At 45.9% G+C, this 14,326-nt stretch carries 16 protein-coding genes and 1 pseudogene; 6 read left to right on the forward strand and 11 right to left on the reverse strand.

Annotated elements, in window-relative coordinates:
- Positions 1-42: 42 nt before the first annotated feature.
- The 8 genes from OU814_RS01700 to OU814_RS01735 form a co-directional block, all read right to left on the reverse strand.
- Positions 43-336 carry a hypothetical protein gene (locus OU814_RS01700; RefSeq protein ID WP_268179967.1) on the reverse strand — a complete coding sequence of 98 codons (294 nt, stop codon included), beginning with the start codon at positions 334-336 and terminating at the stop codon, positions 43-45.
- Between the two features lie 222 nt (positions 337-558).
- The gene (locus tag OU814_RS01705) at positions 559-1,137 is read right to left on the reverse strand and encodes a Uma2 family endonuclease (protein ID WP_017290840.1); all 579 of its coding nucleotides are present in this window, start codon (positions 1,135-1,137) and stop codon (positions 559-561) included.
- A gap of 77 nt (positions 1,138-1,214) precedes the next feature.
- Positions 1,215-2,726 (reverse strand): hypothetical protein, encoded by a 1,512-nt coding sequence (locus OU814_RS01710; protein WP_268179969.1) that lies wholly within the window; start codon positions 2,724-2,726, stop codon positions 1,215-1,217.
- A 2-nt stretch (positions 2,727-2,728) separates the two neighbouring features.
- A complete protein-coding gene (locus OU814_RS01715; RefSeq protein ID WP_268179971.1) occupies positions 2,729-3,895 on the reverse strand; it encodes a YeeE/YedE family protein in 1,167 nt (388 codons plus the stop codon).
- A gap of 18 nt (positions 3,896-3,913) precedes the next feature.
- Positions 3,914-4,144 carry a hypothetical protein gene (locus OU814_RS01720; RefSeq protein ID WP_190648369.1) on the reverse strand — a complete coding sequence of 77 codons (231 nt, stop codon included), beginning with the start codon at positions 4,142-4,144 and terminating at the stop codon, positions 3,914-3,916.
- 257 nt (positions 4,145-4,401) lie between these two features.
- Entirely contained in the window at positions 4,402-5,490 is a 1,089-nt protein-coding gene (locus tag OU814_RS01725) for an aliphatic sulfonate ABC transporter substrate-binding protein (protein ID WP_017290836.1), read from the reverse strand.
- 38 nt (positions 5,491-5,528) lie between these two features.
- The gene (locus OU814_RS01730) at positions 5,529-6,338 is read right to left on the reverse strand and encodes a class I SAM-dependent methyltransferase (protein WP_268179974.1); all 810 of its coding nucleotides are present in this window, start codon (positions 6,336-6,338) and stop codon (positions 5,529-5,531) included.
- A 16-nt stretch (positions 6,339-6,354) separates the two neighbouring features.
- The gene (locus OU814_RS01735; protein WP_268179976.1) at positions 6,355-7,194 is read right to left on the reverse strand and encodes an NADPH-dependent oxidoreductase; all 840 of its coding nucleotides are present in this window, start codon (positions 7,192-7,194) and stop codon (positions 6,355-6,357) included.
- 606 nt (positions 7,195-7,800) lie between these two features.
- Here OU814_RS01735 and OU814_RS01740 point away from each other — a divergent pair.
- Both OU814_RS01740 and OU814_RS01745 read left to right on the forward strand, forming a co-directional pair.
- The gene (locus OU814_RS01740; protein ID WP_239741233.1) at positions 7,801-8,181 is read left to right on the forward strand and encodes a MarR family winged helix-turn-helix transcriptional regulator; all 381 of its coding nucleotides are present in this window, start codon (positions 7,801-7,803) and stop codon (positions 8,179-8,181) included.
- A 22-nt stretch (positions 8,182-8,203) separates the two neighbouring features.
- Positions 8,204-8,545 (forward strand): DOPA 4,5-dioxygenase family protein, encoded by a 342-nt coding sequence (locus tag OU814_RS01745; protein ID WP_268179979.1) that lies wholly within the window; start codon positions 8,204-8,206, stop codon positions 8,543-8,545.
- Positions 8,546-8,646: 101 nt separating this feature from the next.
- Here the strand turns inward: OU814_RS01745 and OU814_RS01750 are convergent, their stop codons facing one another.
- Genes OU814_RS01750 through OU814_RS01760 form a run of 3 tightly spaced genes read right to left on the reverse strand, consistent with a single transcriptional unit; the run spans position 8,647 to position 11,579 of the window.
- Positions 8,647-10,002, reverse strand: a complete 1,356-nt coding sequence (locus OU814_RS01750) for an LLM class flavin-dependent oxidoreductase (protein ID WP_268179981.1) — start codon at positions 10,000-10,002, stop codon at positions 8,647-8,649.
- A 20-nt stretch (positions 10,003-10,022) separates the two neighbouring features.
- On the reverse strand, positions 10,023-10,883 hold the full coding sequence (locus OU814_RS01755) for a CmcJ/NvfI family oxidoreductase (protein ID WP_268179983.1): 861 nt from the start codon (positions 10,881-10,883) through the stop codon (positions 10,023-10,025).
- A gap of 12 nt (positions 10,884-10,895) precedes the next feature.
- Positions 10,896-11,579: a glutathione S-transferase family protein gene (locus OU814_RS01760; RefSeq protein WP_268179985.1), complete on the reverse strand. Its 684-nt coding sequence runs from the start codon at positions 11,577-11,579 to the stop codon at positions 10,896-10,898.
- Between the two features lie 256 nt (positions 11,580-11,835).
- Here OU814_RS01760 and OU814_RS01765 point away from each other — a divergent pair, with 256 nt between their 5' ends.
- The 4 genes and pseudogenes from OU814_RS01765 to OU814_RS01780 all read left to right on the forward strand — a co-directional run bounded on the left by OU814_RS01765 (position 11,836) and on the right by OU814_RS01780 (position 14,280).
- Entirely contained in the window at positions 11,836-12,144 is a 309-nt protein-coding gene (locus tag OU814_RS01765; RefSeq protein ID WP_268179987.1) for a dienelactone hydrolase family protein, read from the forward strand.
- Positions 12,145-12,203: 59 nt separating this feature from the next.
- A pseudogene (locus OU814_RS01770) lies at positions 12,204-12,689 on the forward strand (dienelactone hydrolase family protein).
- 345 nt (positions 12,690-13,034) lie between these two features.
- On the forward strand, positions 13,035-14,087 hold the full coding sequence (locus OU814_RS01775) for a sulfonate ABC transporter substrate-binding protein (protein WP_268179989.1): 1,053 nt from the start codon (positions 13,035-13,037) through the stop codon (positions 14,085-14,087).
- A 10-nt stretch (positions 14,088-14,097) separates the two neighbouring features.
- Positions 14,098-14,280: a hypothetical protein gene (locus OU814_RS01780; protein ID WP_268179991.1), complete on the forward strand. Its 183-nt coding sequence runs from the start codon at positions 14,098-14,100 to the stop codon at positions 14,278-14,280.
- The last annotated feature ends 46 nt before the right edge of the window (positions 14,281-14,326 follow it).

Below are 14,326 nucleotides of genomic sequence, written 5' to 3' on the forward strand. Positions count from 1 at the left end.
TTTGGTTTCCTAAGGTCAGATTGCTTTATTGGGAATTCTACTCTATTGATTGACCAACTCTCGCAATCCATTGATATCGAGGTCGATACCTTGACGTTTCAGATATTGGTTTAAGTTGATTTGGATGAATAAATCCTTGAGTTCTTCCGCGATTTCTGGTGGTGGGTTGCCGGATAACGCGATCGCAATCAGACGTTCTGCGGTTTGGAATTCGCCAGATTCGATCGCGAGCGATGCAGCACTGCAATGAAGCACAGAACGATTCGGTTCCGCATCGAGAGTTTCGGCAATGAGCGATGCAGCTTCGGCTTCTTGTTCAAACGCTTGTCGCGTCAATTGTACAGCCTGTTCAGTCTCACCTAACGGGCGACTGCTGCTGCTTCAGCTAAATCCATTACATGTTGGTGGAGTGTCTGAATTTGGCTCATTGGGTTGCGTTTCCTTCGAGATTGCGTTGTTATTCGATGATTTCAGGATGTTCCACAGATGCCTCAACCTTCTTTATAGGCTTCTCGTTCACTTCGCATTTGCGCTTCCAAAGCTGGTGCTTAAGTTTTATCAACGATCGAACTCAATATTTTCATAAAGCGCAGCGATTTGGATTTGAGCGTCAAACGTTCTCAAAGTCAACGTGACACTCGGATCATCATATTCAGAGAGTAGCCATTGATGGGCAGCCGTTTTAACGTAGTGTTCGATGTGAACGCTGTATTGATCAATCATCAAATATTCGCGGAAGCTCTCGATCGTGCGGTAAGCAGAAAACTTATCCCCGTGATCATAATCTTGCGTTGATTTAGATAGCACTTCAGCGATGAAGCAGGGATTAATCACCGTATCAGTTCGCCCGGTCTGAAGTTGTAAAGGCTTTTCAGTTACCATTACATCAGGATAAGTGTAGAGATTGCGAGCAGGAATCCAAAGCCGTTGATCTGTGGCAAAAATGCGATAAGGCTTTCCTCGCAGAGTAGATTTCAGCAAGGATGCGAGGTTAATTGCCAACTCATTGTGATCAGGAGTCCCTCCGGTCATCGGAATTATTTCTCCATTGCAGTATTCGCTGCGAGTCTCAGAAGCCAGTTCAAGCTCAAGATACTCTTCAGGAGTATAGATTCGCTGTTCGAGTGCCTGTGTCATGGCGAGGTTTCAACTTCCACGGCTCTGGTTGATTCTTTCATGATATACGCAGCTGTCGCGATACCTTAAATCACCATTCACTTCAAACTACGTGCCAATCCTTGAAGCGACCAAACATTATTCGGATAGATTGCCAAATCTTCTCGAAATACTTGTGCCGCTTCTACCGATCGCTTCTGCACCAGCAACAAAGCACCCAACGATTGCCGCACTGGAGAATGCCAAGGCGCAGGCTCATCATAGGTAAGTTGATCTTCTTTCGCGATCGCACTTCTCAACCATTCGATCGCTGGCTCAATCTCTCCCCGTCTTGACGCAATCTCTGCTGCTAAAACTTCAGACCCAATTTCTAGCAAATCTGCCGTAGTGTTCACATCCCAAATTGTTACGCCATTTAGAGCTGGACTCGACGCGATCGCTCTTAATTGTTTTAGTTCTATTTCTGCTTTCTGCAACTCATTTTGATGTGCCCATGCTAATCCTCGCGCATAGTGCCAAACGCCTGTAGGATAAGCTAAATCAGCTTCAGGAGCAGGTTGAACAAGAATTTTATCCCAATGTCCAAATTTGACCCAAGCATACAGAGGAATCGACAAATAGTGTTGCAAGGTTCCATAACTTGGTTTGCGCAGCAAATTGGGATCAACCAGTTTTGCAGTCTGTTCCGCAGCTTGAAGCGCGATCTGTTGTTCTCCGGCGAGTGTAGCCGCGTACCAGAGAAAGTGCTGATTGTGCGGCACGTAAGCGAATCGGTAAATCCCATTCTGCGTTCGTGTTTTTTGGTCAACTGAGATCGCGTCTTGATTACTTCTGACTGCGTCTTGATAGCGCCCAACTCTTAGATAAATGTGAGACGGCATATGAACGAGATGCCCAAGCGGAAGATGTAAATCTCGCAGTCGATCCGCAACCGCGATCGCGAGTTCTGGATGCTTTTCTTCTACTGCATGAATATAAAAATGTAATGCTCCAACATGATTGTGATCTCGCTCTAGCACCGATTGCAGCGTATCCAGAATTTCTCGCCCCTCTGGTTTTGGCTCACCATTATCTTGCCAATAGTTCCAGGGCATCGTATCCATTAGAGCTTCAGCGAGAAGCGTTGCCGCGTCTAAATCAGCCGGATAGTTCTGAGCAACTTCGCGCATTGCATTGGCATAAGCAAGATTTAAAGAAGCGCGATCGTAGTTCAAACTAGCTGTATATCGCTTTGATAATGCTTGAATATATGTCCGTTCTGCTAAAGTAACCGTATTTTGGAGTGAAACCGCTTTCTGCACCGTTTCCCAAGCGAGTGGCATTCGATCTGTTGGCATTTCAGTATTGATATTTGAACCCAACACATAAGCCATTCCCCAGTAGCACATCGCACAATGAGAATCGAGCTTTACAGCGGTCTGAAACGATCGATAAGCTTCTGCATAATTGAAACCATAAGCAAAGAGTAATCCTTGATCAAAATAGTACTGGGCGATCGCTGAACCTGTAGAAATGGTGTGACTTGTCCTGTGGTGAGCACCAGGCAGAAAGCTCCCTACCGGAGCTATCAACAAGCCTAATATCATCGCCAACAGGACAATCCATCGCATGATTAATTTGAGAGTTGAAACAGCGATCGCACCTTCACGCCAATTCCCGTCCCCAAGAGCGCAAACACAATCCAAAGCCAACCATGTAAGCTAGTTGATGCAATCCCGCCAAAGTAAGCACCAACATTACAACCAAATGCAAGCCTTGCACCATAGCCCATCATCAAACCGCCGATCAACGCAGCCGCGATCGCTAACCTTGATTGAGGTTTTTTAACTGCTAACTTTCCTGCTAAAGTTGCTGCGAGTGCGGCTCCTAGAATCACACCGAAATTAGTCACAGAAATTGGATCTGCGAAGACACTTTTTTGTAAAGCGTCTGCTCCAAATCCTTTACTCCAAAATGCACTCGCTGCTGGATTCCACCCTAAGAATTGAGCAATCTTCGCTGTCCAGAGCGTAAAGCCCCAGGTCACGCCCCAAGGTCTTCCAGCAACAAGCAGCGTTAACCAGTTTAGAACAGCAAGCGCGATAGCGCCCCAAACCAACGACCAAGGACCATACAGCAATGAGAACGATCGCTGCACAGAGGGAGTCGTATCCCGTCGCTTCCAAAGCACAAACGCAATTAATCCCAAGACTGCGAGCTGAATTGCACCACCAGCCCAACCCCAAGTGTTAACCAAAGAAATTGGATTCAATCTCGGCAATCCTGCCCAAACACCTCCAGTGAGACTTGCCCAGAAAGAACCAATTCCAAATGTCAGCAATGTCAACACCATGCCGCTACTGCCACCCCCAATCGTGTATAGCGTTCCACAAGCGCACCCGCTCCCTAATTGCATTCCAATCCCAAATAGAAATGCTCCAATCGCGCCTTGAACAGCAACGGGTGCAACAGCTCCTTCAATCGGTTGTCCCAAGAAAGACCCAGTTGCGAGGAACGGTACAAACAACACAGTCGCGATCGCAAGCATCAAAACTTGAGACAAGACTCCATTCACATCGCCATAAACAAAGAGTCTCCGATAAGCAGAAGCAAAACCGAAACTTGCATGATACAAGCTGATTCCAAACAATCCACCAATCAGAAATAAAACGCTCTGCCGCCATCCAAACAAAGTCAGTCCGATCGCAGCGGCAACTGCGATCGCTAAAATTACCAGCACGCCTAACCGCTGTGGGCGAGGTTGCGACGAGCGCGGTAGAGAAAGTTCAACACTGCTCATAGGTCAATCCTGCTAAATCTATATAAGCTGAAATTTTGGAGCCGGAGCAGGACTCGGAGTAGGAGAGGGACTCGGTTCTGGCTCTGTAGGATAGCAACTAGCGATCTGGACTTGGGGAAAATTAGAGATATGGAGAGTGAAGCTAGGGGAAAAGAGAAAAATTGCGACCCCGCTCTGAGCAAGCGCTGAAAACACCGTGAAAGTTGCCAACATTGCGAAAATTCTTGCTGTCCAAGTGCTGAGTTTCATAGATTGATCCTCGTGTCATAAAGAGCTTAGGTTGTTGATTCTTCTCAAAAGGAGTCATTCAACAAAGGCGTGAAAAGTGTATTCTCACGCCATTCTCTCATAAACAGGCATCAAACACCGAAAAATCTACCGTTAAACCGGAGTTTTTAATCAATTTGCTCTAAACTTGTCCAAAACCTTTCCCAGAGTGCAGCGACAGCTGAGATTCAATTTCTTCAAAGCTCTACCCAGAACTCGCAATGTCTAGCTTGCTATTCTTAGCGTTGGCTAATGTTTTGTGGCGTGATTGCAGCATAGAGATCAGAGGGTAACAATGCATCTTGAACATTGACCCTCTTAGGAATCAACGCATTTTCAAAGAACACATCGACGACACGTTGCTGATCCCTAATCAGGTCTGGGCTAATCGCTCTGCGTCCAAATGTGCGCCGATCAATCACTTTCTGCATGACATCTAAATCAAGTTTTTGTTCGGGTGCAATGAGCTTAGCTGCATCGGTTCGATTTGCCTCTGCCCACTGCTCAATTTTGTCAATCTCTTCAATGACAATCTTAAGCAATTCAGGATTTTCCTCAGCAAACTTTCGCCGACCGACATAGTACCCACCGGGCGAGTTCGTTCCGACGGAATCTCGAAGCACCCGAATTCGACCGAGCTTTTCTGCGATCGCGTAGTGAGGATCGCCCGACACCCACACAGGTACTTTACCTTCAATAAATGCGGCTCGTGCTTCTACATTGGGGATACTTCTGACTTTGATATCTTTGATGCTTAGTCCTGCTTCTTTTAGTGCGACCAAGATAAAGTAGTGAGAGGCTGAAGCTTTCTGAAAATAAACTTCTTGTCCTTTGATATCTTCAATTTTTTGGATGGGAGACTCCGGCGGAACAGCGATAATACTGCTTTTTCCGGTTTGGGGCGTGGTTTTTGAGCCGACAACATAAACGATTTGTGCTCCCGCTGCTTGAGCAAAAATAGGCGGCGTTTCACCAACTGATCCTAAGTCGATCTTATCCACATTCATTGCTTCCATGAGTTGTGGACCTTGGACAAATTGTGCCCACTCAACTTTGACACCCAATGGCTCTAATCGTTTCTCTAAGACCCCGGTAACTTTTACTAAGTCTCCTGCTTGCTGAAAGCCTAGGCGAATTACCTTCGTTTTGATTCCAGAGCCGATGCTAGAGCCAGTATTGGCAGCAATATTAGTTGCTGCATTGGGAGAACTAGAGACAGTCGAAGCTGGCTTGCCACAACTGCCCAATGCTGCGGTTGAAACTCCGACTAAACCAGGCAGCACAATGCGAACAAACTGACGACGATGGATCTTAATTCTTGATCTCATTGTACAAACTCCAAGATAGATAGATAATTGAAGACGAATTACTTACTTTTTTGCGCAATCAGTGCAGCAGCAGATAGTACTTCAGTGAAGTTGCCAGATGATTCAATCTCAAACAATGATTTTTTGAGATCTGCCTCAAACTCTTCGCGGTTCTCCCCAAAAAAAGAAGGAAGCGCGAACGCGGTTGAATAGAGGTAACCTAAATACGAATCCACTGTCCAGGTTTTCTCAAAAGTGACTTCGATCGTAGTGTGCTGTGTAAATCCTGCTGTCTCTAACACCACATCATGAGGCACGTCTAGAGATTTCCAGGTGCCCTGTCCTGCTTGCCCTGTGCGCCGCTGATCTCCAAGCCATCGCTTGACTACAGAAATTGCTGTTTTCTTCCAAGGTAGCTGACTATTCCAGGGATCATCGCCCGTTTTGAGAATGACAATTCCGCCATCATCAGTGAGCAGCGATCGCAATTTTTCCGCAACGAGTTCCCGCTGCATCCAGTGAAACGATCGCCCAAATGTTGCCAGTCGAAATTGACCAAGTTCTTCAGAAAGCGATTCTGCCCGATCGTGAATCCAGTGAATGTTATTGACCCCTGTTCTTTTTGCTTCTGCCTGAGCTTCTTTGAGCATGTCAGCATCGGGATCAATCGCGACGACTTCCCGAAAGCGATCGCTAAATGGAATTGCAACTAATCCTGCTCCACAGCCAAGATCTAACAGGCGTTCTTGAGGGCTGAGTTGAAAGTGATCGGCGATTCGATCAAATAGACTTTGAGGATAGCGAGATCGATAGCGCACATAGTACGAAGCTGCGCCCTGAAATAAAGTCGGATCGTAGGTAGTAACCATCTGAAAACCCTCTAAATTAACGTAGCTCAAACCCTAAATTATTCAGAAACTCACGCAGTTGAGCGCGATTTCGCAGCGATTCTGGAGTCGCAATGCGATCGACAGAATGCTGTGACCAATTTCCAGGCGTATTCATCTGCTGCTCTGCGTAAAAGCGAGTCATCGTTTCGTCATAGTGCTCGATCGCTTCGTTTTGAATCTCTAAACTGTACTGCTCCTGATGCAGAACAGCTTCCTGTGGCAAACGAGGCTTAATCGCTGCTGGCTTTTCAGGATCAGCATAACCAACACACAACCCGAATACAGCAAAGACATGCTTCGGTAAATTAAGTTCTGCTGAAACTGCTTCCGGTTGATTTCGCAATGCACCAATGTAGACTGTTCCCAAGCCGAGCGATTCTGCTGCGATGACAGCATTTTGAGCCGCAAGACTCGCATCGATCGAAGCCATCAAAAACATCTCTAGATAGTTCAACCCTTCGTGAGGTAGCCCGCGATTTTCAGCAATATGAGCAAGTCGTGCTAGATCTGCTACCCAGACCAGAAACAATGGACATTGCTGAATATGAGATTGTCCGCCTGCAAGTTGAGCGAATCGTTCTTTACGAGCTTGATCTGTGATCGCAACGACACTCCAAGTCTGTAGATTCGATGAAGTTGAAGCTGATTGAGCTGCCGCAACTAAGAGTTCTAAAGTATCTGATGGTAGCGGTTTAGAAAGATAAGCTCGGATTGAGCGATGAGAGAACAGGTCAGATAAAGTTCGATTCCAAGGAGCATCTAAATCGAATGCTGTCCCATAGCGATCGCGTAACAGAGAAGTTTTAGTTGAAGACAGATCAGGAGCAAGTGTCATAATAGGATAGCTTGAGGTATGAAGGTGAACCTCACGGTATTGTAGAAATTTCAGCAAGTTGATGCGTCGGTATTCCTTTCTGAAAAAAATTAATAAAAATAGCAACCTAACTTATCTATGAAATTGGGGCAGACTAACAGCTACAAAGCATCACATCTGTTTCATAGGGTATGCTAGATTGCTACAGTACTACTTAAATCAATCAACTCACCGTAGATTGTGCGAAGTATCGCATAGTTACCAAGGAGAAAAAAGTATTTAAAAGACAAAATATCTGTAATTCTGATGATTTGTGTTTCTAATTGTTGGAGCGTATTTGTGATAGAAGAGATACAGATGAGATTCTGCAAAATTCACCAAGATTTGAATTGAAATTCAGATTTTGGATTCTCCAGCGCTGACGCTCTCAGGGACGCTGATACGTACTCCGTGGATTTAGATCCTGGCGATACAGTACAATGGCACTCTGAGCGTATTTGTGTTAGCGATTTGGAGCGTGTCGGTTGCATGGGAGCCAAAAAGTTGTCTCGGAAAAAGATTTCGGAGCAGTGCGCCTCTAAGGTAGTGGAGGTTATTCCATTAGTGATGCGTTGTCTCCGGGCAGATATGCGGGCACGAAAGAGTACTGAACTCTCTGTTCCGCAGTTCCGAACACTGGCATTTCTCGATCGTACTCCCGGCGCGTCGTTATCTGAACTTGCAGAACATTTGGGAGTAACTCGTGCTACCGCATCGGCCAATACAGAAAGGCTCGTCCAGCGGAATTATGTTGAGCGGTATGACAACCCAGAAGAACGCCGCAGAGTTGTACTCAATTTGACCGAGGAAGGTAAGCAGCATCTATATCAGACTCGCGCTCAAACTCGCGCTTACATTACAGATTTGCTCAGTAGCTTGACCGCAGAACAAGTGGCTCAAATTGATGAAGCCTTGGGATTACTGAATGAGATTTTTGAGGAACCTTTGCTAGGTTTATCTGATGAATAACGTTCTGACTATTCAATAACTTATGACTGAGATCAAAGATTTCCATGCGCATGTTTACTTTAATCCAGAGAGTCGTGAGGCGGCTGCACGAGTGCGGCAAGGATTGAGCGATCGCTTTGAAGTCCAACTGGGACGCTGGCATGATGCAAATGTAGGACCTCACCCGCAATCGATGTATCAGGTGTTGTTTGCTCCAGAGCAGTTTGGTGAGATTGTTTCATGGCTGATGCTCAATCGCGAAGGATTAGACATCTTAGTGCATCCAACAACAGGAGATGATGTTGCTGATCATACCGCTCATGCGCTATGGCTAGGGAAAAAACTCGCGTTGAACATTGAAACGCTACGCAACATGACATCTTGACCATTCACAACATTCATTGTGCTGAAATAAATGCTGCGGTTACTTCCTTCATCGTAAAAAGCAACCACAGCGTCTTTTTCTGCTACCTCAGACAATTCTCGTCAAGAAATGGATGCTAACACTTTTGTTCGGTGTTGGTTTTCTGGACGAGGTAGCCCAAGATTTTCTCGCAAGGTCTGTCCTTCATATTCAGTTCGGAACAATCCCCGACGTTGTAATTCAGGAATGACTAAATCAACAAACTCATCTAAGCCACCCGGTAGATAGGGCGGCATGATGTTAAAGCCGTCTGCGCCTTCCTTGACAAACCATTCTTCGAGTTGATCTGCAATGTATTCCGGTGTACCGACAATTTGCCGATGCCCGCGCGCCCCCGCGATCGCGAGATACAACTGTCGAATTGTTAACTGTTCTCGTTGCGCGAGGTCTTTAACCAGCTTTAATCGACTCTGAGCAAGTTCCGTCTCAGGCAAATTCGGCAACGGCTCATCAATTGGATAGTTCGAGAGATCAATTCCACCGACTAGCCCAGTCAGCAGACCCAAGCCAACAGAAGGATGAATGAGCGATTGCAAAAGCTCGAATTTCTCTTGTGCTTCTTGCTCAGTTCGTCCAATCACTGGGAAAATTCCTGGCATGATCTTGAGATGATCAGGTGATCGTCCATACTGTGCGAGCCGTCCTTTCACATCTGTATAGAATGCTTGAGCATCTTCCAACGTTTGCTGTGCTGTAAAAATGACTTCCGCAGTCTGTGCGGCAAGATTCTTACCATCCTCAGAAGAACCTGCTTGAATTATGACGGGATAGCCTTGAGGCGGACGAGCAATATTCAATGGACCTTGTACAGAAAAGTGCTCGCCTTTGTGGTTCGGAACATGTAGTTTATCTGGATCAAAGTAGACTCCAGATTCTTTATCCCTTAAGAAAGCATCATCTTCCCAACTATCCCAGAGCTTTGTCACAACTTCGACAAACTCACGAGCACGTTGATAGCGAGGACTATGATCGGGATGCTTTTCGAGGTTGAAGTTTTTTGCTTCGGCATTCGTTGCAGAGGTAACTAGATTCCAGCCTGCTCGACCACCGCTGAGATAGTCTAATGAAGCGAATTTGCGAGCAAGATGGTAAGGTTCATTGTAGGTGGTTGAAACCGTTGCAGCTAGACCGATTCGTTCTGTGACAACTGAGAGAGCAGACAGTAACGTCAGCGGTTCAAAATGAGCGACGTGTCCTGCTCGACTCAGCGCGTTGATGTTTCCGCGATCTCGGACTGAAACCCCATCGGCAAAGAAAATCATGTCAAATTTTCCGCGCTCTGCGGTTTGTGAAACTTGCTTAAAATGTTCAAAACTCAGACCGCCATCGGCTTTGGCATCTGGGTGTCGCCATGCTGCTAAGTGATGCCCAGAACTCATCAAAAAAGCGCCTAATCTCAGTTGTTTTCTTGCGCTCATCTCGTCAATTTGCTCCTAGATTATGAGGGATAGAAAATGAAAGTTCGCAGTTCAATACTTTTGCGAGAAGGTGCATCGACTGGACTTGTGGGATCGTCGAATGCACTATGAGCAGTGAATCTTGCTCGCCCATCTTCTGCGGAATCAAAGCATTTGATCAGTAGAACTTCGTGTTGCTGTTGCTGTGGGAAGTAGAACCAACGATGCAAGGAGTTGTAGGTAATTGCGTAAGTTTCGCCTATGCGATCTCGGTACACCAAATCAAGTGGAACGAGATCTGTCAAGGCAAGACTCTGCGCGTCACAAACTGCGATCGGAGATTCTTGCACAGGGGCAGCGATCGGTCGCCAAACATTCACTACACTGAATCGATGCTGAAGCAATTCAGCAATGTTCTCAACACCTCGTGCCGCTAGCTCAAGTCTGGCACGGCTATAACCAGATTTTGCTGTGAAATCGTTGTGAACGCGCTTCACAGGCTCTTTGGCATTGTCTTCATGACGTTGTGCCCGTTGTGCATTCCGAACATTGTGATCAAAAACAACGGCTTTGAACGCGCCTGTCAAGGTTGTTAACAGCTTTTCAGCTTCAGGATAGTAAATGCGGCGAACGGCTTCATCGTCGTAGAAATTCTGAACAGAACTGTGATGATGAACGAGTTGAAAGCCTTCTCGATCGATAGATAAGTTCGAGAGCGATCGCGCATTCTGGATGACTACTTGTCGCGCCTCAAACGATCCACTATGTTGCGGCTGTCCGGCTGGCGTTTCCTGAACATAGTAAACAGGCTTTTGTGTCATCGGAATCAAGTAGTTCAAACTTGCCTCAATTTGAGGAAGTTCATCAACTTGGAGTCTATCTAGAAGCTGACTGTTACTCATACAGGATCTTTCCTACTTTTGAACTGCGCCGACTACAGTGGGTTGGCCTAAAATCTTCGTGAAGCTTTCAATGTAGTATTCAGGAGAATTAGCAACTGATTGGATAGAAGGACGATTCTGCACTTCTTTCCACCAGGCTTGCAGTCGAGGAGTTTCTGTTGGAAGTTCAAACTTGCGGAAATGATTGAGCAGAGGCAACCGTTCAAACCACGGATAGAAGCTAATATCGACTAAGCTAAATTGCTCTCCTAGCCAGTAAGTGCCATTGTTCGAGAGTTTGCCGAGTCCTTCTTGCTCAATATACAAGAGCGCTTCTGTGAACTCTCTCCGCCCTTGCTCTTGTTCTTGAGCATTTTGACCGCGCAGCAGTTTAGTAAAAGCAGGTACAAATCGAGTATTTGCATAGTCGATCCAGATGCGTGCGATCGCTCTTTGTGCTGGATCACTGGGTAGAAGCGGTGGTTCTGGGAAGACCTCATCAAGATACTCATTGACGATCGCAGACTCATAGAGTTCAACATTGCCATGCTTAATCGCAGGTACTTTCCCGTAGCGAGAAATCTTGAGAAAATCAGTAGGCTTATCGGCAAGATCAATTTCGACTGGAGTAAATTCAATCTTTTTTTCTGCCAAAACAACGCGAGTGCGTTGAGAGAAGGTAGAACGCCGGGTGAAGTAAAGCTGTAGGGTACTCATAGCGTATGTCCTAAAAGTTCAAATCAGTTTTGCTGTAACGATCCAGACAGGTTAATTCAGAACATCATCCGGTTTGTCGGTCGTGTTACCGTAGAATAACTTTGAAGTATTGCATAGCCTCTTTGGGAATTCAAGTCTTCTTGGCGACATAATTATTGAAACGAAATATTAGATAATCTAATTAGTTTTTTAGATAGAGGTTTTACTCTTTCTTCTTCAGTACATTTGGCGACTCACTGTTTAGAGAACAGGCACAATGAAACCGATTACTCGTCGCAAATTTATGACAACAGCCACACTTGCAACAGGCTTTGCCCTTGCTGTCCAACCCATTTCAGGCGCAACGCTCAAAACAGATTCAGAAGGCTTAGTAACCGGAGCGATCGACATTCCTGTCAAAGATGGAACGATTCCTGCTTATCGATCTGCTCCTGCGACTGGCAGCAACTTTCCGATTGTTCTCGTAATTCAAGAGATCTTCGGTATGCATGAACATATTCAAGACATTACTCGGCGGTTTGCTAAGTTGGGATATTTAGCGTTGCCTTCAGCACAGCGAAGCTAACCGCGCCTGAACTATTTGCACGCCAAGGCGATGTTTCCAAATGGAGTAACATTGAAGAAATTCGCTCGATCGTTGCTAAGGTTCCCGATGCTCAAGTGCTCTCTGATCTCGATGCCACAGTAGCCTGGGCAGTTAAATCTGGTCAAGGAGATAAGAGCCGACTCGCAGTAACAGGATTTTGATGGGGAGGTTGGATTACTTGGCTTTATGCCGCTCACAATCCAAATGTAAGAACGGGCGAGGCTTGGTATGGGCGTCTTGTCGGTAACTCTACTCCGCTCACTCCCAAGCATCCAGCTGATATTGCTTCGGCTTTGACTGTTCCAGTTCTCGGACTCTATGGAGGACAAGATACAGGCATTCCGTTAGATACAGTTGAAACGTTGCGTAATCGTCTTAAATCGAGTTCTAGCAAATCTGAGATCATCGTTTACCCAGATGCGCCTCATGCATTCTTCGCTGACTATCGTCCTTCGTATCGTGAGGCAGAAGCAAAGGATGGTTGGCGACGCTTGCAAGCTTGGTTCAAACAACATGGAGTGTGATGGAGGAGCTAGAAATTTTGTGACCTAGTGCTTCTCCTCGAACCTAACGCGCCTCGATTCGACCTGCACAATTTACTCTAGTGCTGCGCGTGTGGCTTCAACTGAAGAAAGGATCGATTACGGCAATGCGCTATAAATACGATCGCTAAAAGATTAAAGAATCGTCATTATGGCGATTTTCTTAATCAGTGAACAAGTCTTGTCTTCCCAGAAGGATTTATGCAATACTGTTGAACCGAATCTACAATATCTCTACTGATTCACCGTAGATTCTGATTTAGCGAATATACCTGGACTATCGGGTATTGCGTATTACATCCTGTCATCTGTTTTAAGGAGTTAGCGGTGTTCACCCAGTTCAACGTGCGATCGTTTTTTCAGACATTGCCGAAGAGATTTAGACAGCAAGCTAAAAAATCGTTTACATTCTTGTTCACGATCGGATTGAGTTTAAGCTTGGTTGCGGCTTGTTCTTCCAATCCTTCAACCACGTCTGCGCCTTCAGGCAATACAGCAAGTCCAGTTGCAAATGTAGGGGCGATCAGAATCGGCTATCAGAAAGCCGCAACCATTCTGAGCTTATTAAAATCCAGAGGTGAGCTAGAAAAAGCGCTTGCTGGAGCAGGAAGTTCTGTGGCTTGGACAGAGTTTCCAGCAGGCCCGCCCATGCTAGAAGCGATGAATGCAGGCGCGATCGACTTTGGTTACACGGGCGAATCTCCGCCTATCATTGCTCAAGCAGCAGGTACGCCCGTTCGATATGTGGCGTATGATCCTTGGAGTCCGAAAGCAGAAGCGATCGTCGTTCGCAAAGATTCTCCAATCCAGAAAATTCAGGATCTTAAAGGAAAGAAAGTTGCTTTTGCAAAAGGTTCCAATACAAATTATTTGGTGATCAGCGCTTTGCAGTCGGCTGGATTGAGCTATAGCGACATCACCCCAGCTTTTCTAACACCTGCGGATGCAAGAGCAGCATTTGAAGGTGGAAATGTAGACGCATGGGCGATCTGGGATCCGTATCTTGCGGTTGCAGAAGAATCAGCAGGAGCAAGAATCATCCAAGATGCGACTGGGCTTGCGCCAAATCGGGGTTACTATCTCGCGGCTCAATCTTTTATTGAGAAACAGCCACAAGCTCTGAAAACATTGCTAGAGCAGGTCAAGAAAGTCAGCGACTTTGCAAAGAGTAATCCGGCAGAAGTTGCGAAATTCTTATCGCCTGAACTTGGGATTGATGCAGCAATTTTGGAAAAAGCGGAAAAACGTCGAGAGTATGGTGTACTGCCTTTGACGAATGAAGTGATTACCAAGCAACAAGCGATCGCGGATGCATTTCACGATATCAAGCTGATCCCTAAGAAAATTGCGGTGAAAGAAGCCGTTTCTAATGCACTGTGAGGAATTTTCAATGACAGACTCTATTCAAACTCAGTGGTTGCAGAAAAATGTGCTGGTGATTGATGGTGGAACTGCCGGAACAATGACAGGCATCAAGGCGAAACAAGCAAATCCAGAACGAGATGTTTGCATTTATGCTCAACGATCGATTCAAAAAATTCAAGCTGTGATACAACCTGCTGCCAATACCTGATCAATCTCAAGAAGTTACACAATTACTCAAGCAAGTCATTGAACCA

It is taken from the genome of Leptolyngbya sp. GGD (genome assembly GCF_026735145.1).
Classification (GTDB): domain Bacteria; phylum Cyanobacteriota; class Cyanobacteriia; order Leptolyngbyales; family Leptolyngbyaceae; genus Leptolyngbya; species Leptolyngbya boryana.